At 63.1% G+C, this 25,455-nt stretch carries 26 protein-coding genes; 11 read left to right on the top strand and 15 right to left on the bottom strand.

Annotated elements, in window-relative coordinates:
- Nucleotides 1-123: 123 nt before the first annotated feature.
- The gene (locus BM173_RS10365; protein WP_090481603.1) at nt 124-2,259 is read left to right on the top strand and encodes a prolyl oligopeptidase family serine peptidase; all 2,136 of its coding nucleotides are present in this window, start codon (nt 124-126) and stop codon (nt 2,257-2,259) included.
- Nucleotides 2,260-2,320: 61 nt separating this feature from the next.
- Here BM173_RS10365 and BM173_RS10360 read toward each other — a convergent pair whose 3' ends face one another.
- From BM173_RS10360 to glmU, 3 genes are all read right to left on the bottom strand, one after another.
- Nucleotides 2,321-2,953: an SOUL family heme-binding protein gene (locus tag BM173_RS10360; RefSeq protein WP_090481600.1), complete on the bottom strand. Its 633-nt coding sequence runs from the start codon at nt 2,951-2,953 to the stop codon at nt 2,321-2,323.
- A gap of 65 nt (nt 2,954-3,018) precedes the next feature.
- Nucleotides 3,019-3,297 (bottom strand): HNH endonuclease, encoded by a 279-nt coding sequence (locus tag BM173_RS10355; RefSeq protein ID WP_090481109.1) that lies wholly within the window; start codon nt 3,295-3,297, stop codon nt 3,019-3,021.
- Complete coding sequence (glmU, locus tag BM173_RS10350; RefSeq protein ID WP_090481106.1) at nt 3,294-4,661, bottom strand: bifunctional UDP-N-acetylglucosamine diphosphorylase/glucosamine-1-phosphate N-acetyltransferase GlmU; 1,368 nt, start codon at nt 4,659-4,661, stop codon at nt 3,294-3,296. The genes BM173_RS10355 and glmU overlap by 4 nt, the downstream gene beginning before the upstream one ends.
- 60 nt (nt 4,662-4,721) lie before the next feature.
- Here glmU and BM173_RS10345 point away from each other — a divergent pair, with 60 nt between their 5' ends.
- The 3 genes from BM173_RS10345 to BM173_RS10335 all read left to right on the top strand — a co-directional run bounded on the left by BM173_RS10345 (nt 4,722) and on the right by BM173_RS10335 (nt 7,741).
- Nucleotides 4,722-5,390 carry an HAD-IA family hydrolase gene (locus BM173_RS10345; RefSeq protein WP_090481103.1) on the top strand — a complete coding sequence of 223 codons (669 nt, stop codon included), beginning with the start codon at nt 4,722-4,724 and terminating at the stop codon, nt 5,388-5,390.
- 135 nt (nt 5,391-5,525) lie between these two features.
- Nucleotides 5,526-6,455, top strand: a complete 930-nt coding sequence (locus BM173_RS10340; protein WP_090481100.1) for an SDR family NAD(P)-dependent oxidoreductase — start codon at nt 5,526-5,528, stop codon at nt 6,453-6,455.
- A gap of 143 nt (nt 6,456-6,598) precedes the next feature.
- A complete protein-coding gene (locus BM173_RS10335; RefSeq protein ID WP_090481097.1) occupies nt 6,599-7,741 on the top strand; it encodes a hypothetical protein in 1,143 nt (380 codons plus the stop codon).
- 60 nt (nt 7,742-7,801) lie between these two features.
- On the opposite strand, the gene BM173_RS10330 is transcribed toward BM173_RS10335, so the two are convergent.
- The 4 genes from BM173_RS10330 to BM173_RS10315 are packed head-to-tail and all read right to left on the bottom strand — an operon-like array spanning nt 7,802 to nt 10,710.
- Nucleotides 7,802-8,152 (bottom strand): DUF2794 domain-containing protein, encoded by a 351-nt coding sequence (locus BM173_RS10330; protein ID WP_090481095.1) that lies wholly within the window; start codon nt 8,150-8,152, stop codon nt 7,802-7,804.
- A complete protein-coding gene (gene epsC, locus BM173_RS10325) occupies nt 8,152-8,841 on the bottom strand; it encodes a serine O-acetyltransferase EpsC (RefSeq protein WP_090481093.1) in 690 nt (229 codons plus the stop codon). Before epsC ends, BM173_RS10330 begins: the two co-directional genes overlap by 1 nt.
- A gap of 27 nt (nt 8,842-8,868) precedes the next feature.
- Complete coding sequence (locus BM173_RS10320; protein ID WP_090481090.1) at nt 8,869-9,486, bottom strand: P-loop NTPase family protein; 618 nt, start codon at nt 9,484-9,486, stop codon at nt 8,869-8,871.
- A gap of 15 nt (nt 9,487-9,501) precedes the next feature.
- Complete coding sequence (locus tag BM173_RS10315) at nt 9,502-10,710, bottom strand: heavy-metal-associated domain-containing protein (protein WP_245755852.1); 1,209 nt, start codon at nt 10,708-10,710, stop codon at nt 9,502-9,504.
- A 132-nt stretch (nt 10,711-10,842) separates the two neighbouring features.
- On the opposite strand from BM173_RS10315, the gene purM reads away from it, so the two are divergent.
- Genes purM through BM173_RS10300 form a run of 3 tightly spaced genes read left to right on the top strand, consistent with a single transcriptional unit; the run spans nt 10,843 to nt 13,098 of the window.
- Nucleotides 10,843-11,940 carry a phosphoribosylformylglycinamidine cyclo-ligase gene (purM, locus tag BM173_RS10310; RefSeq protein ID WP_090481594.1) on the top strand — a complete coding sequence of 366 codons (1,098 nt, stop codon included), beginning with the start codon at nt 10,843-10,845 and terminating at the stop codon, nt 11,938-11,940.
- Nucleotides 11,933-12,898, top strand: a complete 966-nt coding sequence (purN, locus tag BM173_RS10305; RefSeq protein WP_090481087.1) for a phosphoribosylglycinamide formyltransferase — start codon at nt 11,933-11,935, stop codon at nt 12,896-12,898. Before purM ends, purN begins: the two co-directional genes overlap by 8 nt.
- Nucleotides 12,898-13,098, top strand: coding sequence for a hypothetical protein (locus BM173_RS10300; protein WP_090481084.1), 201 nt, complete (start codon nt 12,898-12,900; stop codon nt 13,096-13,098). Before purN ends, BM173_RS10300 begins: the two co-directional genes overlap by 1 nt.
- Here the strand turns inward: BM173_RS10300 and BM173_RS10295 are convergent.
- The 6 genes from BM173_RS10295 to BM173_RS10270 form a co-directional block, all read right to left on the bottom strand.
- Complete coding sequence (locus BM173_RS10295) at nt 13,095-13,472, bottom strand: nuclear transport factor 2 family protein (protein ID WP_218152639.1); 378 nt, start codon at nt 13,470-13,472, stop codon at nt 13,095-13,097. The genes BM173_RS10300 and BM173_RS10295 overlap by 4 nt on opposite strands.
- A gap of 138 nt (nt 13,473-13,610) precedes the next feature.
- Nucleotides 13,611-14,033, bottom strand: coding sequence for a nucleoside-diphosphate kinase (ndk, locus tag BM173_RS10290; protein WP_090481078.1), 423 nt, complete (start codon nt 14,031-14,033; stop codon nt 13,611-13,613).
- An 85-nt stretch (nt 14,034-14,118) separates the two neighbouring features.
- On the bottom strand, nt 14,119-14,613 hold the full coding sequence (locus BM173_RS10285) for a hypothetical protein (RefSeq protein ID WP_090481075.1): 495 nt from the start codon (nt 14,611-14,613) through the stop codon (nt 14,119-14,121).
- A gap of 61 nt (nt 14,614-14,674) precedes the next feature.
- Nucleotides 14,675-15,112 (bottom strand): DNA polymerase III subunit chi, encoded by a 438-nt coding sequence (locus BM173_RS10280; RefSeq protein WP_090481072.1) that lies wholly within the window; start codon nt 15,110-15,112, stop codon nt 14,675-14,677.
- Nucleotides 15,109-15,255 carry a DUF2256 domain-containing protein gene (locus BM173_RS10275; RefSeq protein ID WP_090481069.1) on the bottom strand — a complete coding sequence of 49 codons (147 nt, stop codon included), beginning with the start codon at nt 15,253-15,255 and terminating at the stop codon, nt 15,109-15,111. Before BM173_RS10275 ends, BM173_RS10280 begins: the two co-directional genes overlap by 4 nt.
- Before the next feature lie 24 nt (nt 15,256-15,279).
- Nucleotides 15,280-16,740: a leucyl aminopeptidase gene (locus BM173_RS10270; protein WP_090481066.1), complete on the bottom strand. Its 1,461-nt coding sequence runs from the start codon at nt 16,738-16,740 to the stop codon at nt 15,280-15,282.
- Nucleotides 16,741-16,840: 100 nt separating this feature from the next.
- Between BM173_RS10270 and BM173_RS10265 the strand changes: the two genes are divergently transcribed.
- The 4 genes from BM173_RS10265 to rsmA all read left to right on the top strand — a co-directional run bounded on the left by BM173_RS10265 (nt 16,841) and on the right by rsmA (nt 22,509).
- Nucleotides 16,841-19,186 (top strand): LPS-assembly protein LptD, encoded by a 2,346-nt coding sequence (locus tag BM173_RS10265; protein WP_090481063.1) that lies wholly within the window; start codon nt 16,841-16,843, stop codon nt 19,184-19,186.
- Between the two features lie 134 nt (nt 19,187-19,320).
- Nucleotides 19,321-20,682, top strand: a complete 1,362-nt coding sequence (locus BM173_RS10260; RefSeq protein ID WP_425438810.1) for a peptidylprolyl isomerase — start codon at nt 19,321-19,323, stop codon at nt 20,680-20,682.
- Nucleotides 20,679-21,692: a 4-hydroxythreonine-4-phosphate dehydrogenase PdxA gene (gene pdxA, locus BM173_RS10255; protein ID WP_090481060.1), complete on the top strand. Its 1,014-nt coding sequence runs from the start codon at nt 20,679-20,681 to the stop codon at nt 21,690-21,692. The genes BM173_RS10260 and pdxA overlap by 4 nt, the downstream gene beginning before the upstream one ends.
- Nucleotides 21,685-22,509 carry a 16S rRNA (adenine(1518)-N(6)/adenine(1519)-N(6))-dimethyltransferase RsmA gene (rsmA, locus tag BM173_RS10250; RefSeq protein WP_090481587.1) on the top strand — a complete coding sequence of 275 codons (825 nt, stop codon included), beginning with the start codon at nt 21,685-21,687 and terminating at the stop codon, nt 22,507-22,509. Before pdxA ends, rsmA begins: the two co-directional genes overlap by 8 nt.
- Here the strand turns inward: rsmA and BM173_RS10245 are convergent.
- Together BM173_RS10245 and BM173_RS10240 are read right to left on the bottom strand one after the other, a co-directional pair.
- Nucleotides 22,506-23,285 carry a DUF2189 domain-containing protein gene (locus tag BM173_RS10245; RefSeq protein ID WP_090481057.1) on the bottom strand — a complete coding sequence of 260 codons (780 nt, stop codon included), beginning with the start codon at nt 23,283-23,285 and terminating at the stop codon, nt 22,506-22,508. The genes rsmA and BM173_RS10245 overlap by 4 nt on opposite strands.
- A 60-nt stretch (nt 23,286-23,345) precedes the next feature.
- A complete protein-coding gene (locus tag BM173_RS10240) occupies nt 23,346-25,451 on the bottom strand; it encodes a malate synthase G (RefSeq protein WP_090481054.1) in 2,106 nt (701 codons plus the stop codon).
- Nucleotides 25,452-25,455 lie beyond the last annotated feature (4 nt).

The following is a 25,455-nucleotide window of genomic DNA, read 5'->3' as shown; positions in this document are numbered from 1 at the left end:
AGGGCGGCCCGCTGGGTCGCCCTTTTTCGTTCGACGAACAGTCACCCCACACCGGCGAACGACATTGCGCGCCTTAATTCTGCCCGCAACACTGGCATGGAAGAACTAGAGGGACGCACAATCATGAAACGCGTATCGACACTCGCCATGGGTGCCGCCATGGCATTCGGCATGAACACTCAAGCAACAGCCCAGGACGGCGTGCCCGGACCCGACGAGGATCCTTACATCTGGCTCGAAGAAGCCCGTAGCGACGAGGCACTCGACTGGGTGCGCGCGGAAAACAACCGCACCATGGCGCACATGGCCCAGGACCCGCGGTTCGACGAGCTGACAGCCGAAGCACTGGCCATTCTCGATGCGGAAGACCGCATTCCTTACGTCTCGATCCGCAAGGACGGCCTCTATAATTTCTGGCAGGACAAGGAAAATCCCAAGGGTGTCCTGCGCCGCACGACGCTCGAAAGCTATAAGACCGACGATCCCGAATGGGAGACCGTTCTCGATGTCGATGCCCTGGCTGCTGTCGAAAGCAAGGAATGGGTGTACAAGGGCAGCACCTGCCTGCCGCCCGACCAGCGTCTGTGCATGATTGCCCTGTCCGACGGGGGCGAGGATGCGACCATCCTGCGCGAATTCGACATGACGACCAAGCAGTTCGTCGAGGGCGGCTTTGTCATCGAGGAAAAGAGCCAGGGCGGCGTCCAGTGGCTCGACGAGGACACGCTGCTTGTCGGTCGCGACTTCGGCGGCGGCACCATCACCGAAAGCGAATACCCCTTCACGACGCGTCTCTGGAAGCGCGGCACGCCGCTGAGCGAGGCGGAAGAGATTTTCCGCGGCGAGGCAAGCGACGTCTGGGCCGGGGCCGGCCTGATCCGCGACAACAAGGGCGTGGTCCACGGTCGCACCGCCTTCCGTGCGATCAGCTTCCATGAAAGCATCAACTACATCTGGCACGAGGGCGAGTGGGTCGAACTCGATATGCCAAAGAAAGCCAGCATTGGCGGCATCATCGATGGCCAGCTGACCTTCTCGACCGATGTCGACTGGGAAACGCAGGGACAGGTATTCCCTGCCGATGCACTCGTCGCGGTCGACCTGGAAGAGTTCAAGCGTGACCCGAACGGAGCGAAGAAGACGCTCGTCTGGGCCCCGGCAGAACGCCAGACCAAGCAGGGCGGCGGTGTCACCGCCAACAGCGCCTACATGGCGATCCTCGACAATGTCGTGGGCAAGGTGCTCAAGATCGACTTCGAGGATGGCGAATGGGTCACCACCGAAGTCAACCTGCCCGACAATGCGACGCTCGGCGTGCAGGCCACCTCGTCCGAAACCGACGAGATCATGTTCACCTCGACCGACTTCCTGTCGCCGAGCACGCTCTGGTACTCCAACGGCAGCGGCGACCCGCAGGTGCTCAAGACTTCGCCAGAGTATTTCGATGCCACCGGTATGGAAGTCGAGCAGTTCGAAGCGACCAGCAAGGACGGCGCCAAGGTCCCGTACTTCCTGGTGAAGCCGAAGGGCATGGAGATGGACGGGAAGAATCCCGCCCTGCTCTATGGCTATGGCGGCTTTCAGATTTCCCAATTGCCAAGCTACCGGGCGCTCACGGGCAAGATGTGGCTTGAGAAAGGCGGCGCCTTCATCCTCGCCAATCTGCGCGGTGGTGGCGAGTTCGGACCCGGATGGCACCAGATGGCTATCCGCGAGAACAAGCAACGCACCTGGGACGATTTCATCGCCGTGGGTGAAGATGCCGTGAAGCGCGGGATCACCAATCCCGGCCAGCTCGGTATCCAGGGCGGTTCGCAGGGCGGCCTGCTGGTCGGCACAGCCTTCACGCAGCGCCCCGACCTCTTCGATGCGGCAATCGTCGCAATCCCGTTGTTCGACATGCTGCGCTATCACCTGATCGGTCGAGGCGCTTCGTGGATCGGCGAATACGGCGATCCTCGCATTCCCGAGCAACGCGAGTGGATCGAGGGCTATTCGCCCTACCAGAAGATCGTCGACGGGGTGGACTACCCCGCCCCCTTCCTCTGGGCTTCGACCGCCGACGACCGCACCCACCCGGCGCATGCGCGCAAGGGCGCGGCGAAGCTCAAGGGACTTGGCCAGGACTACTGGTATTACGAGGACATGACCGGCGGGCACTCGGGCGGGGTCGACAACGAGCAGCGTGCAAAGCTGCAGGCATTGCAGATGGTCTATCTCATGCAGCGCCTGATGGACGATAACGAGGCCGGCGAATAAGATTCGGTTCGGACCAAGAAGAAAGGGGCGACCTCTCGGTCGCCCCTTTTCGTTTCCGCGCCTATTCCACGGGGATGATGACCTCGTTGCGCCTCAGCGGCGGCGGGACCATGGGCGCATCGTAGAAAGCGAATTCCGCAGGGCCGGCAATGGTGAGATCGCGATCTGCGATCCACGCGCGTAATTCCTGCTCGCGTGCGGCCAGGTCATCGCTCGACCCCCGCCCCGAAAAACGTATCGCGGCAACCTTGCGCGGCGGCATTTCGACCAGCGTCACGTCGTCGGGCGGGGTGGGCAGCGTTTCCATCGTGTATTCGGAAGGCATCACGAAGCGCGTACGCCAGCTACCGCTGGTGTCACCACCATCCTGCAATACAGGTGAGGTCATGGCGATCTTTTCGCCCTGGTCCTGCATAACGGGGCTTGTCATCGCGATCTCCTTACCCGGGCGATCCTGCGCGAAAATATAGGCAGCAAGGCGCCGGAAGCCCGCGTTGAGCGCGCGCCTGCGATCGCCGGTATGCGTCACTTCCGCCACAATCATCGGCGCATATTCGCGAAGCTGAATATCGCCGTCTTCGGATACGAGCGAGTAATCCGGCTCGTCGACCGAGTTGCGATATTGCGCGTAAGCACCCGCCGCACCGATGGACAGGACTGCTGCGCCAGCAGCGGCGTATTTCCAGAATTTCATGAAGCCATGCTCCCTTGCGTTTCCTTCCCAACGCCGGGGAATGGAAGCCTGTTCCGCCAAACGACCTACTTCGGGCGTCGGGTCGGAGCATGGAAATCGGGCGGCTTGTCCGAAACCCAGTCCACAAACTTCGCCAACGCCTCATCTTCGAGCAGGGCGGCGCGATCCTCCCCGATCCGCGCAAGCTGCGCATTGGTGAAATTTGCGTGGATGGCGCGGTGACAAATGGGATGCACGGCCACGGTCGCGCGGCCCTTCTTCGCCTTGGGAACTGTGTGATGCTGCTGGACCTTACGCCCCAGCGGGCGTTCGCACAGCCAGCAGCGATTATCCAAGGCGTTCAGCCCTTCTTCGCCGCCGCCTTCTTCTTTTTCATGGTGTCGTGAAAACGATCCGCCCAGCCAGGTTTCACCATCTGCTCTGCGCGGACCATGCGAAGTTCGCCAGGCGCCACGTCGCGGCTGACTGCGCTTCCCGCAGCGACGATTGCGTCCGCCCCGATAGTGACCGGCGCGATCAGCGCGCTGTTCGATCCGATAAAGGCCCGCTCGCCGATCGTCGTCTGGTGCTTGAAATAGCCATCGTAATTGCAGGTGATAGTACCTGCGCCGATGTTCGCGCCCGCACCAACGGTGGCGTCGCCAAGATAGGTGAGATGGTTGGCCTTGGCACCTTCGCCAAGCACGGCCTTTTTCATTTCAACGAAATTGCCGACCTTGCTGCCGGTTTCCATCACCGCACCAGGACGAAGGCGGGCATAGGGGCCGACTTCGCAACCTTCACCGACGCTCGCCCCCTCGAGGTGGCTGAAGGCACGGATGGTCGCCCCGCTCGCGACCTTCACGCCCGGTCCGAAAACGACATTGGGTTCGATCGTCACGTCGGGGGCCAGTTCGGTGTCGTAGCTGAAGAAAACGGTTTCCGGCGCGCGCAGGGTCGCGCCTTCGGCCATCCAGTGTTCGCGCTGTTCGCGCTGCCATTGCGCTTCTGCCGCTGCGAGCTCGCTGCGCGAATTGATACCGGCGACTTCATTCGGATCATCAGTCGTGACAGCTGCGCACACGCGCCCGTCACCGATGGCGATATTGACGATGTCGGGGAGGTAGTATTCGCCCTGCGCATTGTCGTTTCCGACCCTGTCGAGCAGCGCCCACAGGTCGTCCGCCTTTGCGGCCATCAGGCCCGAATTGCACAAGTGGCAAGCGCGCTCGCTCTCGTCGGCGTCCTTGAATTCGACCATCTTCGAAATACGCCCGTCATCATCGGTAATGACACGGCCATAGGCGAGCGGATCTTCCGGCTCGAACGCAAGCACGACGGCAGCCGGCGCATCGTCCGCATTAAGCCGATCGAGCATCGCCCCCATCGTGGCTGCGCGCACGAAGGGTACGTCGCCGTACATGATCAACACGTCGCCGGAATAACCAGCAAGCTGTTCCTGCGCCTGCTGGACGGCATGTCCGGTCCCGAGCTGCGGTTCCTGCAGGCAGGTGCGCGCATCGTGGCCAAGTGCCTGTTCCAGCTGCTCGCGCCCCGCCCCGACGACCACGACCTTGTGATCGGGCGACAGGCTGTCGACGCTCGCCATCAGGTGGTGCAGCATCGAACGCCCGGCAATCGGATGGAGTACCTTGTGAAGTTCGCTCTTCATGCGGGTGCCCTTGCCTGCTGCAAGGATGACGGCGGCGAAGTGTCTGGTCTGGCTCATGACGCGGCCATGCCACCAAATGCTTGCGGATTGAAGAACCATCCTGCAACGCCTGAGGCCATGACGGCATTTCCCTTTCAATCGGTCGGCTTCGACCTCGACGGCACGCTCCTCGAAACGCACCGCGATCTTGGCGCTGCGGTGAACCATGCCCTGAAACTGGGCGGATTCGACCCTGTCCCTGCGGACCATGCGAGCGACCTCATCGGTGGCGGGGCCAAGATCATGCTGGCCCGCGCGGTGGACCAGCAAGGCGGTCTGCCCGAGGATGAGTTCCGGCGCCTCTACAAGCAGATGCTGGGCTATTACGCGGAAAACAACGCGGTGCATTCGCGGCCCTATCCCCCTGCAGTCGAGACGCTCGACGCACTGGCCGAGCGCGGTGTGAAGATGGCCGTGGTCACCAACAAGTTCGAAGGCTTTGCGCGCGATATCCTCACGACCCTGGGCCTTGCCGACCGGTTCGAGACGATCATCGGCGGCGATACCATGGGCAAGGGCCGCGCAAAGCCCGAACCGGATGCGGTGATCGAGGCACGCAAACGGTGCGGCGGCGGCCCGATGGCCTTCGTTGGCGACAGCTCCTACGATGTCCGTGCTGCACGGGCGGCGGACGCTCCGGTAATCGCTGCGGCGTACGGCTATTGCGACAAGCCGCCACACGAACTGGGCGCGGATACCGTTATCGAATCGCTCGATCGCCTCATTTCCGCCCTCGAAACGCTGTAGGCGCTCGCTTCGTCTTCGCCCTGCCCCTACGGCATGGCGGATCGCCGCGCATACGGTTGCAAGATGCACGCAAAAATGCCACGCCGCAGCGCACAATTGACCTTTACGTAAACGACAAAGCAGGAGCCCCCACCCATGAGCATCGATTTCAAGGACAAGGTAGCCATCGTAACCGGCGCAGGCGGCGGGCTTGGCCGCGAATATGCGCTTGAACTCGCGCGCCGCGGCGCGAAGGTCGTCGTCAACGATCTCGGCGGTGCACGCGACGGTACCGGCCACTCCGACATGGCCCTCCAGGTCGTCGAGGAAATCGAGAAGATGGGCGGCGAGGCGATGTCGAACGGCGGCTCGGTTACCGAATACGACCAGATGGAAAAGATGGTCGCCGACGCCAAGCAGAAGTGGGGCGGCGTGCATATCCTGCTCAACAATGCAGGCGTCCTGCGCGACAAGACCTTCGCCAAGATGAGCCCGGAAGATTTCGAGTTCGTCCTCAAGGTCCACCTGACCGGTTCGGCTTTCGTCACCAAGGCTTGCTGGGAACTCATGCGTGAGCAGGCCTACGGCCGCATCATGATGACCGCGTCGTCGACCGGCCTGTTCGGTAACTTCGGCCAGGCCAATTACGGCGCAGCCAAGCTGGGCCTTGCCGGCCTGACCAAGACGCTGGCCCTCGAAGGCGCGAAGTACAACATCAAGGTCAACACGCTGTCGCCGGTCGCGGGCACTCGCATGACCGAAGACCTCTTCCCCGAAGAAGCCTTCAAGCTGTTCGATCCGGTGAACGTGGTTCCGGCTGCCCTCTTCCTCGTCAGCGAAGATGCACCGACCAACGCCATCGTCGGCGCGGGTGCCGGCGGCTTCCACTCGGCATGGACCGTCATGAACGACGCTGTCTGGCTGCCCGATGGCGAGCGTACGGTCGAAGGTTTTGCCGCCAACTGGGACAAGATCAGCGAATTCTCGAACCTCAAGGCCCCGCAGTCGGGCAGCGAGCAGTCGGGTGCGATCCTGACCGCCATGCAGAAGGTGACCGGAACCGGCCCGAGCAGCGCTCGCGGCTAAAGCCCCTTCCCGAACTAGCGAAAACCCCGCCGCACCCAAGGATGCGGCGGGGTTTTTCGTTTGTGGAGAGTGATTTAAGACCACCGTATTGACGTATTAATACACCAAGCGTATCACCCGTGGTCACTCAATGGGGAGAGACCATGTACAATCAGGAAGACCTGAATTCCGCTGTGGCTTCGGGCGCCATCAGCCAGGAGGCCGTCGACGCTCTACGCGCGCACGTCGCCTCGATGCGTGATGCAGTGCCAGCCGACGCGGAACATTTCCGCCTCATCACCGGGTTCAACGATATATTCGTGACCATCGGGGTGATCATCATGCTGGTGGCCATGGGCGCCATCGGCCAGGCTATTGCCGGCGCGATCTGGCCTGCCCCGTCCTGGAACGAAATCAACAGCGATCCCGATTGGTGGGAGAATAATCGTAGCGCCATGGCCGTCGCGCGAGGCATGGGCTTAAGCTTCGCTGCACTGGGCGTTGCTGTTACAGCCTGGTTGCTCGCCGAATTCTTCACCCTCAAACGGCGCATGGCCCTGCCCAGCATCATCCTGCTGCTGGCCTTCGTCGGAGGCGTGTTCCTTTCGCAGCTTGGCGGCATCATGGCCTACATGGAAAGCGGGACGGAGCGCAGCTCAACCATCGGATTCCTGTGGGCCAGCCTCGCCCTGCTCATCACCGCAGGCTTCGCCTGGATGCACTGGAAACGCTTCATGGTCCCGATCACCATCGCGGCAGGCACTGCTGCGATCGCGGGCACGGCGATAGCGCTTATCGTCGCGATCATCGGCCCCGATACGGCCAATATTGAGAACGTCCTGCTTTCTCTCGTGTTCGTCGCAGGACTGGTCGTCTTCGGCTTTGCGATGCGCTGGGATATCAGCGATCCCAAGCGCGAGACCCGCCGCAGCGACGTCGCTTTCTGGCTGCATCTGCTCGCCGCGCCGATGATCGCCCATCCTGTTTTCGCTCTCATCGGGGTGACCGAAGGCGACAACATCGGGGCGCTGGCCGCCGTGCTGGTTCTGGCGGTCTATATCGTCTTCGGGATCGTGGCACTCGCCATCGACCGCCGCGCGTTGCTCGTCTCGGCCTTGGCCTATGTGCTGATCGCGCTGACCTTCCTGTTCCGCGAGTTCGGAGCGGTGGAGTTGAACTTTGCGCTGACCGCACTGGTGATCGGTTCGGCCCTGCTGACGCTCAGCGCATTGTGGACGCCGATCCGCCGTGCGGTGGTTCAGGGGCTACCTTCCGACCTCAAGACCAAGCTTCCCGCTACGGCCTGAGGTCCATACCTGCTCACAAGGGGAAAGGCCTGCACTTCGGTGCGGGCCTTTTTCGCACGCTCAGTCGTCGATTGCCTTGAGGAGGCGGCGTTCGATCGGAGCCATCACGCCGGGCAATTCGTGCCCGCGTTTGAGCACCTGCCCATGCTCGCCATAAAGGGTCCACATGCCCTGCTTGCCGCGCAGCGAGGGACGCTTTTCGATCCGTGCCTGCGGACGTTCTGCAGCGCGGCGAAAGGCCGCGAAAACTGCGACATCGCGCGTGAAATCCATGGCATAGTCCCGCCATTCGCCAGCCGCGACCATCCGTCCGTAGAGATCGAGGATGCGGGTCAGTTCTTCGCGGGAAAACCCGACCTGCAACGGTTTGCGACCAGGAAAGGCGACGATCTTGTCACCGGCGAAGTTCATCAATCGTCGGTCCCGCTACGCTGATCCGGCTCCCGCTCCGCCCTGAGCGCCGCGATTTCATCCTTCAGCGACTTGAGCTCGGCCTCGAGTTTCTCGATGCAATCGCGGCTCGGTTCGCACGGATCGTCGCATGGCGTGCCGTAGGGAATGAATTCCTTGATCCAGTCCTCTGCCGGAACCAGCGTGCTGCGGGCCTTGAGACCGACCATCGTTGCGCCTTCGGGCACATCGTCGGTAACCACGGCATTCGCGCCGATACGGGCCCGGTTGCCGACCGTGATCGGCCCGATCACCTGCGCGCCGGACCCGATAATGACGTTGTCTGCAATCGTGGGATGGCGTTTGCCGCCCTTCCCGTTGGTCGGATTGGTGCCACCCAGCGTCACGCACTGGTACATGGTGACGTTGTCGCCGATCTCCGCCGTTTCGCCGATCACGGAAAAACCGTGGTCGATGAAGAAATTGCGGCCGATCTTGGCACCCGGATGGATATCGATGCCGGTGACCATCCGGCTCCAGTGGTTGACGAGGCGCGCCAGGAAGAACAGCTGCGCTTCGAACAGCCAGTGCGCGATCCGGTGGTAACCCATCGCCCACACGCCCGGATACAGCAGCACTTCCCACCGGCTGCGCGGTGCAGGATCGCGTGCTTTCACGCTGTCGAGGTAGGCTATCAGCCGTTCCAGCATCGGGGTAATTCTCCCACCAAGGGCAATTTAAAGCAAGCGGCCCTGTTCAGGGCCTTCGACAGCCTCGAGCGCGTCGCGCCATATCGACATGGTGGCTGGAGCCATCCGTTCAAGGCTGAGCCGGTCGATCTCGGCAACGATCCGCTCGATTGCGGCATAGGAGCGTTCCATGCGCGGGACCAGGTATGCAGGCGCCCCTTCCCCGAGCGCAAGACCGCGCTGCGCCGCGTGGCTGAGCATCAGATCGGCCGCCATGTCATCGTCGGGCGGGCCGATCTCCAATTGCAGGGCGGCGCCCATCCGGCTGCGCAAATCGGGCAAGGAAATGTCCCAACCGCCCTCGCTCACGGTCATCAGCAGCGGGTAGCCGTCCTCCTGGGCCCGGTTCCATGCGTGGAAGATCTCGGTTTCCTCGCGGGTGTCTGCATCGTCGATGGCCCCGCCATCGGTGTGCGAAGCGAACCATTTCGCGATCAGCGATTTGCCCGAGCGCGGCGGGCCGGCAAGAATAGCGGTGCGGAAGGGCCAGCTATCCGAAGCAGCTAGGGCATCGGCAACCGACCGGTTGCCCGAACCGATGACAATGCGTTCCGGCTCGCCCGATGCGGCTTGCGTCAGAGGAAGGGCGATCTGGGATTGCGACATGGCCGAATCCGGTGCTCAACGGCTGATAAGCAGCGCGTTGTCTCCCCGGCGAACATTGAAACCGCGCTGGCGTAGTGCGTCCGCAAGCTGATTGATCGATCCGGCATAGCTCACCGTGAGTACGGTGGTGCCGCCGATGGCAGTGCTGCGCACACCGATAGCGCGCACACCCTGCCCGCCGCGTATACCGGCCATCGCTTCATCGAACGAGGGCGCGTCCGGCGTGGCGACCTGGACCGTGTAGAGTGCCACCGAACCTTCGGGTGGAGGCCGATCGATCGGCGCGGCAGTAATCGTACCATCGCTCTCGGCAGTCGGCGTTGCCGCTCGTTCCGCTGCAGCGGCATCCTGTGCCTTGAGCCTGCGGCCAAGTTCGACAAGGCGCGCGATCGCCGGATCGAGATCGCCCATGCGAACATTGAGGGTCGGATCCGGGCGAAGCGTCCCGTCAGCCAGTGCCTCGGTAAAGATTGCGTCGAAACGCTGAACTGCCTGTCCCAGCATAGCGGGCAATTGCTCGGGATTTTCCGCCGTCAGCGTGAATGACTCGAGGAACTGGCTGTCGGGTCCGTGGCGCGCAGTGAAGCGCCCTTCCACCGGCCCGCCAGGGAAGGTGTAGTGCAGTTCCGCAACCGGGATCAGGACATCCGCCGCCCCGAAATCATCAAGGATATCGCGCCACCATACGCGGCTGCGCCTGCCGGTCTGCCCAAAGGTTAGCAGCAGCGAATCGCCGCCTGCTCCGCTGGGCCTGACGTAATTGATCTGGCTGGCCCCGGCCTGGTAGCTCGCCCAGGCGCGCTGCCAGGGATTGCGCTGTTCGTAGACCAGGGCGGTGCCGCCCGACATCGTTACGGGAAGCAACAGCATCGGCGCGCTGCGGCGTGAACGACCCTCAGCGCCGAGATACCTGGCCGCACGGGCCCGGTCGAACACCACGCCAAGCGTCGCGACATATCGTTTCGGCCCTAAACGCTCACGCTCGATCACGATGGCGGAAACCATGCTCTCGATCTGCGAATCGGGCAGGCTGGGCCCGTCGATCTTTTCCCACGCTTTCACCTGAGCCTCGCGCCATGCCTCTTCGCGCGCTTCGAGGCCGGAATCGGCTTTGACGTCGACTTCGATGCCGGACACTTCGATGTCGGTGGACGAGGCGATCGGCGCGATCCCGCGCTCCCCACCCACCTGCGCATAGGCGAGCCATCCGGCGCCGCCGGTCATGGCTATGCCGGCTGCGATGATCGCGAGGCGCTTCGAGCGGGGAAGGGAAAAATGATGCCGCATGGGGAAAACAGCGGGCCTTTTGCCCAATCGCTTCTGGAAATCCAAGCGGGAATGCGCGAGGGGCAATATATGAGCAGCGACAACCAGTCCTACACCTACGAACAGGCGGGTGTTTCGATCGATGCGGGCAATGCCCTCGTCAAGGCGATCGGCCCCCTGGTGAAAGCCACCATGCGCCCCGGTGCCGACGGCGAGATCGGCGGCTTCGGCGGATTTTTCGATCCCAAGGCGGCGGGGTACAAGGATCCCCTGCTAGTCGCAGGCAATGACGGCGTCGGAACCAAGCTCAAGCTGGCAATCGATACCGACCGGCATGACACTGTCGGGATCGATCTTGTCGCGATGTGCGTGAACGATCTGATCGTCCAGGGCGCGGAGCCACTGTTCTTCCTCGACTATTTTGCCACCGGCAAGCTGGAGAATGGCGTTGCCGAGCGAGTCATCGCCGGCATCGCCAACGGCTGCAAACAGGCAGGTTGCGCCCTCATAGGGGGTGAGACCGCCGAGATGCCCGGCATGTATGCGAGCGGTGATTATGACCTCGCAGGGTTCTGTGTCGGCGCGGTCGAACGCGACGAACAGCTGACCGGGAAACGGGTAGCTCCGGGGCACATCCTGCTCGGCCTCGCCAGTTCGGGCGTCCACTCCAACGGTTTCTCACTTGTCCGGCGGCTGGCGGAGGACAAGGGCTGGAAGCTCGACCGCCCCGCCCTGTTCGACCAGGACCGGCTGCTGATCGAGACCTTGCTCGAGCCGACGCGGATTTACGTCAAATCCCTCCTGCCGGTCGTTCGCGATGGACTGGTCGATGCACTGGCCCACATCACCGGGGGCGGATTGCTCGAAAATATCCCGCGCGTCCTGCCGCAAGGTGCCCATGCGGAGGTCGAAGCCGACGGCTGGGACCAGCCGGGGCTGATGGCCTTCCTGCAGGCGCAGGGCAATATCGAGCCGGGCGAAATGGCGCGCACCTTCAATTGCGGCATAGGCATGGTCCTCGCAGTCGATCCGGCCAATGCGGAGATCGTGCGCACACGCCTCGAAGATGCGGGCGAAACCGTGCTCGCCGTCGGCCGTATCGTGGAAGGCGAGAAGGGCTGCACGGTTCGCGGTTCGGCCGGGACATGGTCCGCCAAGGCAGACTGGGAGGCGGCCCACCTTGGCTGAGAAGGCGAAGGTCGCGATCTTCATATCCGGGCGCGGCAGCAATATGGCCGCGTTGCTCTACGCCAGCCTGATCGACGATTGCCCTTACGAGGTGTGTCTCGTCGCGGCGAACGATCCGGAAGCGGAGGGGCTTTCCATCGCTGCGGCTGAAGGTGTTCCGACCTACGCCCTGTCCCACAAGGGCATGCCACGCGCAGATCATGACGCGGCCATGGAGAAAGCCGCCCGGGATGCGGGCGCACAATATATCGTGCTGGCCGGGTACATGCGCATCCTGACCGAAGGGTTCGTCGGACGGTGGCGGGGCAGGATGCTGAATATCCACCCTTCGCTGCTCCCGAAATACACCGGTCTCGATACCCACGCCCGCGCGATAGAGGCGGGGGACAGTCATGGCGGCGTGTCCGTCCATCTCGTGACCGAAGAGCTCGATGCAGGTGAGGTGCTGGGCCAAGTTGCAGTCGCGATCCGTGACGGCGAGACTCCCGACACGCTTGCAGAACGCGTGCGCTTTGCCGAACACCAGCTCTATCCGCAGGTCCTGGCACGCTATGTCGCGCGCGAAAGCGACCCTGATTTCCTGCTGGAACGGGTCAGGGACCTTGCGCTGGCCCTGCCCCAGAGCCACGAGCGCGAAAGCCACGGCTCACCGGGCTGGCGCGCAGGGAGCGAGAAGTCGGGCAAATATTTCGCCTATTTCAACGACCAGCACCACGGTTCCGAACATATCGCGCTGCTGGTGAAGACCGGCAGCCTGGACGAATTGCTCAACCTCGTTGAAACGCAGCCCGACACCTATTTCAAACCGGCCTATTACGGGGCGAGCGGCTGGGTCGGGCTGATCCTGAACCGTCCCGATTGCGATTGGGACCACGTCGCCGAATGGCTCGAGCGGAGCTGGCGGGCCGTGGCGCCGAAATCGGCCACGAAACTGATGGATGCAGCGGACAAGTTCTGATGCAGCGCCTGACGCCATATCTGTTCTTCACGCTCGCTGTCGCAGGGCTCGTCTGGATAGCAATCCGGGGCGATGCGGGTTTTGACGAAGAGGTCGATCCGCTGACGGCAGTGATAGTGGTTGCAGGGGTATTCCTGGCAGCACACGCGTTGCGCCATCTGGCAGCGCGGCTGTTCCGCAAGACTGACGGTAAAGACTAGTCTGCCGTTGCACGGCGCGCTGCGGCAAACCGCGGCAGGGTCATTTCGTTATTGGCCCGCGTTACCTCGATGCGACTGATCAGTGGACCGTCGAACAGAAACCTCCACATCGTAGCCGAGCGAACATTCGACGTGGTATCTTCCAGATGCCCACGAACGAGCACTTCCTCGCGGTTCGGATCGATCGAATCGAAGACGAGCTTCGGATCGCCGAGAACATCGTAGAATTCCCGGACGGAATTCAGGAACTCATCCGGCCCGATGACCTCGTTTCCGCTCTGGTCGGCCATGGAGAAGTCCGGTGAAAGCATGCCTTTCGCAGCATTCCAGTCGCGCCGGTTGATGGCGTCGCCGATCGCTGTCACCGCACGCATGTGGCGGCGGCGTTCTCGCGTGGAAGGGAGAATCGCCGAAAACATAACGGGCGCGATCCTAACAGAGATCGCGCCCGTCACCTAATCTGTTACAAAATCAGGCTTTTTCCCGATATTCTATAATAAATGATATGTCGCTTAGCCAACGATTTCGTCGTCGTTGAAGAAGAACGCGATCTCCTTGGCAGCGTTTTCGTCGCTGTCAGAACCGTGGACCGAGTTGGCTTCGATCGATTCCGCATAGGTCTTGCGGATGGTGCCTTCGTCAGCATCGGCCGGGTTGGTTGCGCCCATCACGTCGCGGTTGCGCTTAACGGCGTCTTCGCCTTCGAGCACCTGCACCACAACCGGGCCGGAGATCATGAATTCGACCAGTTCGCCGAAGAAGGGACGTTCGCGGTGGACGTCGTAGAAGCCTTCGGCCTGTTCGCGGGTCATGTGGATGCGCTTCGAAGCGACGACGCGAAGGCCGGCTTCTTCAAGCACCTTGGTGACGGCGCCGGTCAGGTTGCGACGCGTGGCATCGGGCTTGATGATCGAAAAGGTGCGGGTAACCGCCATGATATGTGTTCCTTGCGAAGTGTCTTTTGTGGGGGAGAATGTTCTCGCGCGCGCCCCTAGCGCCGCGCGCGCCCGCGAGCAAGCTTTAGCCGATTCCCGCGCTTACGGTCAGTTCCGCTTCGCTGCCGCCATCTGACGCGCGGATGGTGGCCGCAAAGGTAGTGCCGTCATCCACATCTTCGCCCGCAAGCACGAGGGCGCTTTCGCCCGGTATGTCGGAGGTGACGGAAAAGCCCGTTTCGCCCGCGAGTTCACGGTAGAAGTCGGCGAGCGCTTCCCGGTCGAGCTCGCTTGCGAAGACGATCGTCACCAGCCGCCCCTCGCCCTGTTCGACGCGGGTCACGCTTTCGATTGTCGCACCGGGAGGCAGGACGAAGGGTGCCGGAAGCACCGGGTCGACCGTTCGGCCTGCCGCCAGTGTCGTGCGGGTGCCGTCGCCATCGGTGTGCATCGCGCGCACTTCGCCCGTTTCGGGATCGACGGTATAGCTGCCGATCGGCTTGGTATCCTCTGCCGCCACCTCCGCTTCGGAAGGTTCCTGCGTATCGCCGCACCCGGCCAGGGCCAGGCAAGAAGCCATGAGTGGAAATGTGCGCCCCATGCCCAACCGACGGGCGAAACGGCGAAGGGTTCCAGCCGGTCTAGCGCCCTTCGCGCCAGCCGCCTTCAGGGGTCTGCTTGAAGATGCGGTTGTCGATGTCTTCCCGCGGCGCCAGTTCGCGCCACAGATTGCGCGCGGCGTCGGTCGCCTCTTCTCCGAACAGCAGCATGACCCGCTCCAGTGCGGTCGCTTCCTCGCGCCATGTGCCATCGGCGAGGATCAGGATCTGCGCTTCGTTCACCGGCTTGCAGGTATTGGAGACGGTGATCGGCTGGCGCGCCGCATGGGGACCGTCGGCAGCGCCGTTGGCAAGAAATCCGCCAGCTGCCCACAACGCTTCGCCGAGGCGTTCGCGAAGTCCTTCATCGGCAGCAACGACCGCCAGCCGCATCCCGGCCTGCATCGCCTTGCCCGCCAGCTTGACAACGGTCACATCGACCGGGTCGCGGCTCAGCTGGTAGAAATCAACGCGCGTCATGCGGTCCCGCCACCCTTGTTGCGCCTGCACTTCTCGGAACAGTAGCGCACGTTATCCCAGTCGCGTTCCCATTTCTTGCGCCAGGAAAAAGGCAGCCCGCAGGTCTCGCAGACCTTGCTGGGCAAATCCCCTTTCCTGCGCATCTTGGGAATGGCGAAAGCTCCCGCTTACCCTTCGGCCGTGTCGGACACGATGCGGTCGATCAGGCGAACGCCGTAACCGGTCGCGCCCTTGCCCCAGGTCCGGCCGGGCTTGTCCGACCAGGCCTTGCCCGCGATGTCGATATGCGCCCAGGCGACATCGTCCGCGATGAAGCGCTGGAGGAACTGGGCCGCCGTGATCGAGCCCGCGCCCTTCCCGCCGATATTCTTCATGTCGGCGATCGGGCTGTCGATCAGCTTGTCATAAGCCTTGCCCAGCGGCATGCGCCACACCGTATCGCCCGTGGCTTCACCGGCGGCATCGATGTCCTTTGCCAGCTGGTCGTCATTCGCGAACATGCCGGCGTGCTCGTTGCCAAGCGCAATGATGATCGCACCGGTAAGAGTTGCAAAGTCGATCACACGGGTCGGCTCGAACTCCTGCTGCGTCCAGTGAAGGGCATCGGCGAGGACCAGGCGGCCTTCCGCATCGGTGTTGAGAATTTCGATGGTCTGTCCACTCATGGAAGTGACCACGTCGCCCGGGCGCTGGGCATTACCGTCAGGCATATTCTCGACGAGGCCCATGACGCCCACGACGTTGGCCGGGGCCTTGCGCTTCACCAGCGCCAGCATGCCGCCCGCAACCGCGCCTGCGCCGCCCATGTCCCATTTCATGTCTTCCATGCCCGGACCCGGCTTGATCGAGATACCGCCGGTGTCGAAGGTCACGCCCTTGCCGACGAAGGCGATCGGGCGTTCGCCTTCCTCTCCGCCGTTCCACCGGATCGCAAGGATGCGCGAGTCGCGAGACGAACCCTGGCCGACGCCGAGTAGCGATCCCATGCCGAGCTTTTCCATCTCGGCTTCGTCGAGGACGATCAGTTCCGCGCCTGTGCCCTCGAAGCGCTTCTGGCAGCGTTCGACGAACGTCTCGGGGTAAATGATGTTGGCCGGTTCGGTGACCAGTTCACGCGTGAACTCGACGCCCTCGGCCAGTGCCGTCAGCTCGTTCCACGCGGTGTCGGCATCGTCGGGCGCGCCGACCACGGTGACCTTCTTGAGCGTGATCTTCTGCTCGTCCTTCATCTTCGTGCGGTAGATGTCGTAGCGCCAGTTGCGCAGGCGCATGCCGAGCAGGACGTGGCCCACTTCTTCGGCGGACAGGCGGTTTTCGGTCACGTCGAGGACGAGTTCCTCGTTGCCGGTGGACTGGTATTTTGCAGCCAGCGCAGCACCCGCCTTTTCGAGGTTCGCGAGGCGCGCATCGTCGGATGCATCGCCCGCCCCCGCCACGGCAACGCGCGCAGCGCCATCGCCGCTTGCAACGAAGCCTTCGAAGGTCTGGCCGACACCGCCCTTGAAGCGTGCTGCCTCTGCGCCTGCCTTCATGGCGGCATCGAAGGATTGAGGAAGCTTGCCCTTGTCGGCGACATGCGCAATGAGGCGCGCCGCCTGCGGTTGGGTCTTGCTGAATTGGATGTGCATGGAAACTCCCGGAAAACTGTCTGACGCAGCCCGAACGCTGGATGCGGGGCCGCCGAGGATGGCGATTGCGATTAGGCGTGGGCGATGCGATAGGCAAGCCATGCTCTTGTGGCCCCAGCCTTCGCGCAATAGCTTTTTGCACGCCCTCGGGGCCGGAGCGGGTGCGCTTGCCCTGGCTGCCGCTGCGCCGCTGGCCGCGCAGGACGGGGCGGCTACAGGCGCCGGGACGGTGGAAGAACCCGAAGGTGAAAGCCCGACCGACCTGCCTACTCCGCCGGACGCGGTTATCGTCGCGCAAAGCGACCTCGACCCGCCGCCGACCGCGGAATTCAACGAAGCTGGCGAACGCCAGATCGCCTTCGCCTCCGACATCCTCAGCTACGATTCCGATGCCGATATCGTCACCGCCGAGGGCAATGTCGTCTTGCGCTCGGGCGAACGCTCGGTCCGGGCCGACAGCGTTAGCTGGAGCAGGCGGACGGGTGTTATTCTTGCCAGCGGCAACGTCCGGTTCGTCGATGAAAACGGCAACCAGCTGTTTTCGGACCAAGTCGAGCTGACCGACGAATTCGAGGCGGGCGCGCTGGAGAACCTCTTACTTGCGCTGCGCCAGGGCGGCCGTCTTGCCGCGCGGCGGGGCTTGCGCGAAACCGACGGGACCATCGCGCTGCAAGAGGCCGCCTATAGCGCCTGCGCAGTGGTCACACCCGAAGGCTGCGACAAGGACCCCAGCTGGCGGATCACCGCCGACCGCGTGATCTACGATCCGCAAGATTCGCGGGTACGCTTCCAGGGCGCATATCTGGAATTGTTTGGAGCGCGCATACTGCCCCTGCCCGGCCTCGCGATCCGGACCGATGGCGGCGCAGTCAGCGGATTCCTCGTGCCGGACCTGCGCTTTTCCGAAAGCAACGGGGTCGAGGTTTCGGGAAGCTATTACATCCGCCTCGCCGACAACAAGGACCTGACGGTATCGGCTTACGCCTTCACCGAAGCGCCGCCGATGGTTTCCGCGCAGTGGCGCCACCTGACCGACAAGGGCGCCTACCAGATCACCGGCTACGCCACGAATAGCCGCCGCTTCACCGACGCCACCCGGACCGATACCTTCGAAAGCGAGCCGCGCGGCTACCTGTTCGCCAACGGCAAGTTCCAGTTCACCCCGGAATGGAGCCTTACCAGCTCGGTCAGGCTGGCAAGCGACCGCACGTTCCTGCGCCGCTATGACATCAGCCGCGACGATCGCCTGCGCTCGATGGTCGACCTGGAGCGGATCGACCGCAATTCCTACTTCTCGCTGGCAGGGTGGGCGACCCAGACCCTCCGGCTAAACCAGGACCAGGGCCAGGTGCCGATTGCCCTGCCGGCCATGGATTACCGCCTGCGCCTCGACGAACCCGTGCTTGGAGGGAAGGTCGAATTGCAGGCCAACACCCTCGCGATCATGCGCGACGAAGGACAGGATACCCAGCGCGCCTTTGCCCGCGCGAAATGGGACCTGCGGAAAATTCTCGGCCTTGGCCAGGTGGTGACCCTGACCGGCCTTCTTCGCGGGGATGTCTACCATTCCAACAACAACCTCCTGACCCAAACCGTGTCGTACCGCGGGGAAAATGGCTGGCAGGCACGCGGGGTCGCGCTGGGCGCGCTCGATGTCGAATGGCCCTTCGTCGGCGAGTTGCTAGGCGGCACGCAGGTATTCACGCCGCGTGTGCAATTGGTGGTGACCCCTCCGATCAGAAACCTTGCCATCCCGAACGAGGATGCGCGGGCAATCGATCTTGAGGACTCCAACCTTTTCGCACTCAACCGTTTCCCCGGTTACGACCGGATCGAAGACGGGGCGCGCATTACCTACGGCTTCGACTGGGAACTCCGCCGACCGGGGTGGGAAGTGAAAACCACGCTCGGCCAGTCCTACAGGCTCGATGCCGACCGGGACATCTTCCCCGACGGTACCGGCCTGTCCGAAAAGGTCAGCGATATCGTGGGCAGGACCCAATTGCGGTTCCGCGACTTCGTCAAGCTCACGCACCGTTTCCGGCTCGACAAGGACAATCTGGCCGTCCGCCGTAACGAATTCGACGCCACGGTGGGGACCAGCGCCACCTATGTGGAGGTCGGCTACCTGCGGCTCGATCGCAATATTACCTCGGTCGAGGATTTGCAGGATCGCGAGGAATTGCGCGCCGCTGCCCGCCTGTCCTTCGCCAATTACTGGTCCGTTTTCGGTTCGGGCGTCTTCAACCTCACAAATCGCGATGAAGACCTGAGCTTGTCGAGCGACGGCTTCCAGCCGATCAGGACCCGCCTTGGCGTTGCTTACCAGGACGATTGCCTCGAACTCGGCCTCACCTGGCGGCGCGATTACGTGTCGGCAGGCGATGCGGAACGCGGCGATACCTTCCAGCTCTATTTCAGCCTCAAGAACCTCGGCTTCAGATAGGCGTTGAACAGCCCCTGCCATGTGGTTGGCAGGGCGAAATAAACGCGCTATCCGCGCTCGCAATCAGCAACGGTTAAGCCGGGCTTTGGCAAAGCCGTTACCTATCCGGGCGCGTAGAGTGCGCCGCAAATGGAATTTTACGCGTGAACGCAACCAAGCTTTCCAAACTGTGCGGTTCTGCCGCTGCTGTCGTCGCTACACTCGCCCTTGCCGTCACCCCGGCAAGCGTCGGTGCTCAGGCTTCGGTGACCGCGAACAACCTCGACCTGCCCGAAAATCTCACCATGCTCACAAATCCGGACCCGAACGTGCGCCGTGCGACCGCTGTCGTAAACGGCCATGTGATCACCGGAACCGACCTCGACCAACGTGTCGCACTGCTGGTCGAAGCCAACAATTCGGACCTCGCGTCGGACGAAATGCGCCGCGTTCGTGAACAGGTGCTGCGCAACCTGATCGACGAGACCCTGCAGATCCAGGCTGCCGAAGCCGAAGATATCCAGATTTCCAATGCAGAGGTCGACCAGACCTATGCCCGGATCGCCGCGCAGAACAACCGCCGCCTTGAAGACATGCAGACCTACCTGTTGTCGATCGGGTCCTCGCCTGCTTCGCTCAAGCGCCAGATCCACGGCGAACTCGCCTGGCAGCGCCTGCTCCGCCAGAAGGTGGCATTCTTCGTGAATGTGTCCGCGGAAGAAGTAAACGAGCTGATGGAGCGGCTCGAGGCATCGAAGGGCACCGAAGAGTATCGCCTCGGCGAAATCTACCTGTCCGCGACGCCCGAAAACGCGGCCGCAGTGGAAGCCAACGCGCTCAAGATCGTCGAACAGCTCCGCCAGGGTGGCAGCTTCGTCGCCTATGCGCGCCAGTTCTCCGAAGCATCGACCGCAGCAGTGGGCGGCGATCTCGGCTGGATCCGCCTGCCGCAGCTCAAGAACGCACAACTCGAAGCGGTTGCGCAGGAAATGCAGCCCGGTCAGCTGGTCGGCCCGATCGAAATTCCGGGCGGCTTCTCGATCCTGTACCTGATCGAAAAGCGCCAGGTGCTTACTGCCGACCCGCGCGATGCAATCCTGAGCCTGAAGCAGATCCAGATCTCCTTCGACCAGAACGCCACGCAGGCTGCCAACGAAGCGCGCCTCCAGGAATTCCTCGCCGGCGTCCAGTCGATGCGCGGCTGCGGAAGTGCGAACCAGATCGCCGATTCCATCGGCGCCTCGGTTGTCGATAACGACCAACTGCGCGCTCGCGCACTGCCGGAACAGCTTCAGCAGATCGTGCTGGGCCTCGGCATCGGCGAAGCCACGCCTCCGTTTGGCGACCTGCAAGATGGCGTGCGTGTCCTGATGCTGTGCGGCCGCGACGATCCGGAAGTCCAGTCGGGCCCGAACTTCGACCAGCTCATGCAGCAGATCGAAGACGAGCGGATCAACCGCGCAGCACAGCGCTACCTGCGCGACCTGCGTAACGACGCCTATATCGAATATAATTGACGCCCGCCCCGCTCCCCCTCGCCGTATCCTTGGGCGACCCTGCGGGGATCGGGCCGGAAATCATCGCCGCCGCCTGGGCGCGCCGCGACGCTGAAGCGCTCGCCCCCTTCTTCGTCGTGGGCGGCGCAGGCATAGTTGCGTCGGCGGCACAATCGCTCGGAACCTCGCTTCCGGTCGAGCGCATTACCAATCCCTCGCACGCAGCGCAGGTATTCGGGCGAGCGCTTCCGGTGCTCGGGCTGGAAGACGAACCGTTCAGGCCGGGTGAACCGACCGAAAATGGCGCCAGGCTTTCCCTGCACTCCCTGGAACGCGCGACCCAACTCGCGCTCGAGGGGGAGGCTGGAGCGCTCGTCACCGCCCCGATCGCGAAGTCCGAACTCGCAAAGGTCGGCTTCGATCATCCCGGCCAGACCGAGTTCCTTGCTTCCGCCTGCTCGCTCGACCAGCGCGATGCCGTGATGATGCTGGCCGGCCCGAGCCTTCGCGCCGTACCCTTGACCGTTCATTGCGCCCTTGCCGAAGTACCCGGCAGGTTGAGTGTCGAATTGATCTGCCACCGTGCGCGTATCGTCGCACAGGCGCTGCAACGCGATTTCGGCCTCGAACGCCCGCGCCTCGCAGTTTGCGGCCTGAACCCCCATGCCGGCGAAGATGGCCGCTTCGGCGATGAGGAACAGCGCATCATCGCGCCCGCGATCGAGGCATTGCGCGACGAAGGCTATGATATAAGCGGCCCTCACCCCGGGGACGCCCTGTTTACGCCGCGCGCACGCACGACCTTCGATGCCGCGCTGGCGATGTATCACGACCAGGCCCTGATCCCTTTGAAGGCCCTCGATTTCGACGAGGGCGTCAATGTAACGCTGGGCTTGCCGATCGTACGAACTAGCCCCGATCACGGAACGGCCTTCGATATTGCGGGCAAGGCCATCGCCGATCCCGGGGCGATGATCGCCGCGCTGCGCATGGCAGGTGAAATGGCGCAGCGGCGCGCGCGCCATGGCTGACTTGCCACCACTACGAGAGGTGATTGCCCGTCACGGCCTCAGCGCGAGCAAGGCGCTGGGCCAGAACTTCCTGTTCGACGAACAATTGCTCGACCGGATCGCCGCCATCCCCGGAGATCTGGCGGGCAGGAAAGTGCTCGAAGTCGGACCGGGCCCGGGCGGCCTCACCCGCGCCTTGCTGCGCGCCGGTGCCGAAGTCACCGCGATAGAAATGGACAGTCGCTGCCTGCCTGCACTGGCCGAACTTGGCGAGGCCTTTCCCGGCAAGCTCAAGGTCATCCAGGGCGATGCGCTGAAACTCGATCATGCCGAGATCATGGGCGGCGAGCCCTTCGCTGTCCTTTCGAACCTGCCCTATAATGTCGGGACCGCGCTGTTCGTGCGTTGGCTGGGCGGGGAAAACTGGCCGCCGCTGTGGACCAGCCTCACGCTGATGTTCCAGCAAGAGGTCGCCCAGCGGATCGCAGCCACTCCTGACAATTCCGCTTATGGCCGCCTCGCCGTACTCGCCCAATGGCGTAGCGAGGCGAAGATGGCGATGAAGGTTCATCGCAGCGCATTCACACCGCCGCCCAAGGTCATGAGCGCTATCGTCCACGTCGAACCGCGCGACATGCCCGATGGCGTCAGCGCCCGGGTGCTGGAACGCCTCACCGAAGCCGCCTTCGGCCAACGCCGCAAGATGCTGCGCCAGAGCCTGAAAGGTGTGCCTGGTGCGGTGGAGGCGCTGGAACAGGTCGGCATCGACCCGCAGCGACGCGCGGAGACACTATCTGTCGGCGATTTCGTGGCCCTTGCCCGGGTACTTTCGGCCTAAGCCGCGTCGCGCACGATCCTGCGATAGATGTGCCAGGTCGCGTGCCCGAAGATCGGCAATGCTACCAACAGCCCCAGGAATGCCGGGACCAGGGCGACCAGTAACGACAAGGCGATAATTGCCGCCCATAGGGTCAGCATGAGTTTGTTGGACCGGAATGCGGCCAGGCTGGTGATGATCGCCGTCAGGAAATCCACCTCGCGATCGACGAGCATCGGCAGGCTGACGACGGTCACCGCGTAAAAGGCGAGCGCCATGATCGCGCCGACCGCAGTCCCCACGGCCAGCATCGCCAGCCCCGCAGGGGTCAGGAACGCCTCGACCGATTCAGCGCCGACGCCGGATTCTGCCATGAAGATCGCAAAAATGCCGTGGGCGATTATCATCCAGAAGCTGAAGGCGACGAAGACGATACCGCCCATCATGATGAGCTGTTCGTCTCCCTTGCCCCTCACCGCCCCGAGCACTGCGCCCCATTTGACCGGCAGCCCAGCCTCCCGCCTTCGGCTGACTTCATAAAGGCCCACGGCGGTAAATGGTGCGACGAGCGGGAAACCCGCCACGGCGGGGACGAACCACATCGCCTCGCCCCATTCGACCGCCGCGACATAGAGGAACAGCCCTGCCGCGACATAGATCGCGGCGAAGAACAGGCCGTAGATCGGGCAGGCGAGGAAATCGGCGAGGCCCGCTTTCAAGGCTTTGCCAAGATCGGTCAGTGACAAATTGCTCGCCACTCTCACCGGCGCGATTTGTACTTCGCCTGCCGCGTCCATCGTACCGCCTCCTCTCGACCAGTCCGGTAGGAGGCAGTTTGCTACAGCTTCAGCCGGGCATCAAGCGCCCGCCTTTTTCCTCAAGCGCCAGGCATGGAGCAGCGGTTCGGTATAGCCGCTCGGCTGTTCGACGCCCTTGAAGATCAGGTCCTTGGCGGCGCTGAAAGCCGCGCCGTCCTGGTTTTCTAGAAGCGGTTCATAGAACGGGTCGCCAGCATTCTGCTCGTCGACCTTGGCGGCCATGCGGTGCAGGCTGTCCATCACCTGGTCTTCGGAAATGACACCGTGAAGCAGCCAGTTAGCGATATGCTGGCTGGAAATGCGCAGCGTCGCACGGTCTTCCATCAGGCCGACATCGTTGATGTCCGGCACCTTGGAACAGCCCACGCCCGCATCGATCCAGCGCACCACATAGCCGAGGAGGCCCTGGCAATTGTTGTCCAGTTCCTCGCGGATTTCCTCTTCGGACCAGTTCGTGCCGTCTGCAAGCGGGATGGTCAGGAGTTCTTCCAGCTTGGCCGCATCGCCGAGACCCTTCTGGATTTCGAACACGTCCTCGCGGTGGTAATGGATCGCGTGGAGCGTTGCCGCCGTAGGGCTCGGGACCCAGGCCGTGTTGGCACCTGCGCGCAAGTGACCGATCTTTTCGATCATCATCTGGCCCATGAGGTCGGGGGCCGCCCACATGCCCTTGCCGATCTGCGCGCGGCCGGAAAGCCCATGCGCAAGACCGATGCCGACATTGCGTGCCTCGTAGGCCTTGAGCCAGGAGGACGACTTCATCTCGCCCTTGCGCATCATAGGTCCTGCACGCATCGACGTGTGGATTTCGTCGCCCGTGCGGTCGAGGAAGCCGGTGTTGATGAAGACGATCCGGTCCCGCACCGCGTGGATGCAGGCTGCAAGATTCGCCGAGGTACGGCGCTCCTCATCCATCACCCCGACTTTGACCGTGTGGCGCGGCAGGCCGAGCAGGTCTTCCACCGCATCGAACAGGTCGTTGGTGAAGGCGCACTCTTCGGGCCCGTGCATCTTGGGCTTCACGATGTAGATGCTGCCCTTGCGCGAATTGCCGTTTTTACCGAGGCCGGCGACGTCGTGCGCGCCGACGGCCGAGGTGACGACCGCATCCATTATGCCTTCGGGAATCTCTCCGCCGTCCCAGCGCATGGCGGGATTGGTCATCAGGTGGCCGACATTGCGCACGAACATCAGGCTGCGGCCAGGCAGGGCAAACTCGCTGCCGTCCTGCGCGGTGTAGGTGCGGTCGCCTTCCAGTGCGCGCGTGACCGTCTTTCCGCCCTTCTCGAAACTTTCGGACAGATCGCCGCGGATCACGCCGAGCCAGTTGCGATAGGCAAGCAGCTTGTCTTCCGCATCGACGGCCGCCACCGAATCCTCGCAATCGGCGATCGTGGTGAGTGCCGCTTCGAGATTGATGTCGGCGATATTGGCAGGATCAGTGCGACCGATCGGATGGTCGGCATCGAACACGACCTCGATATGCAGGCCATTGTGCTTGAACAGGCAGGCCTTGTCGTTCCAGCCCACGCACTGCGACGGGTCGGCAAGCGGGATGCCGTTATCTTTGACGTCGGACAGTTCGGACCACTTCTTGCCATCAGCCAGTGGCACGGCCTCGTCCATGAAGGCTTTCGCCTCGGCGATCACCGCCGCGCCGCGATCCTCGTCATATCCACCGGGCCGCGCCGCAGGGGCGTCGAGCGCATCGGTGCCGTAGAACGCATCGTAGAGACTGCCCCAGCGCGCATTGGCCGCATTGAGCAGGAAGCGCGCGTTGAGGATCGGCACCACCAGCTGCGGCCCTGCCATCGTCGCGATCTCGGGATCGACATTCTCGGTCCCGATGGTGAAACCGCCCGGCTCGGGTACGAGATAGCCGATCTCTTCGAGGAAGGCGCGATAGGCGCTCGCATCATGCGGCTGGCCTGCTCGCTCGGTATGCCACGCATCGATCTTCGCCTGAAGATCCTCGCGCTTTTGCAGGAGGGCGCGGTTGCGGGGCGCAAACTTGCCGAGCAGGTCTGCGAAACCTGTCCAGAATTCACCCGTATCGCGGCCAAGCGGCGCGATGACTTCGGTTTCGATAAAGGCAGCCAGAGCCGGATCGACTTCGATCCCTGCGCGCGTCACGTAATCTGTCATGGAA

The sequence above is a fragment of the Qipengyuania nanhaisediminis genome (genome assembly GCF_900115585.1).
Taxonomy (GTDB): domain Bacteria; phylum Pseudomonadota; class Alphaproteobacteria; order Sphingomonadales; family Sphingomonadaceae; genus Qipengyuania; species Qipengyuania nanhaisediminis.
This window is presented reverse-complemented; position numbering and strand designations above follow the sequence as displayed.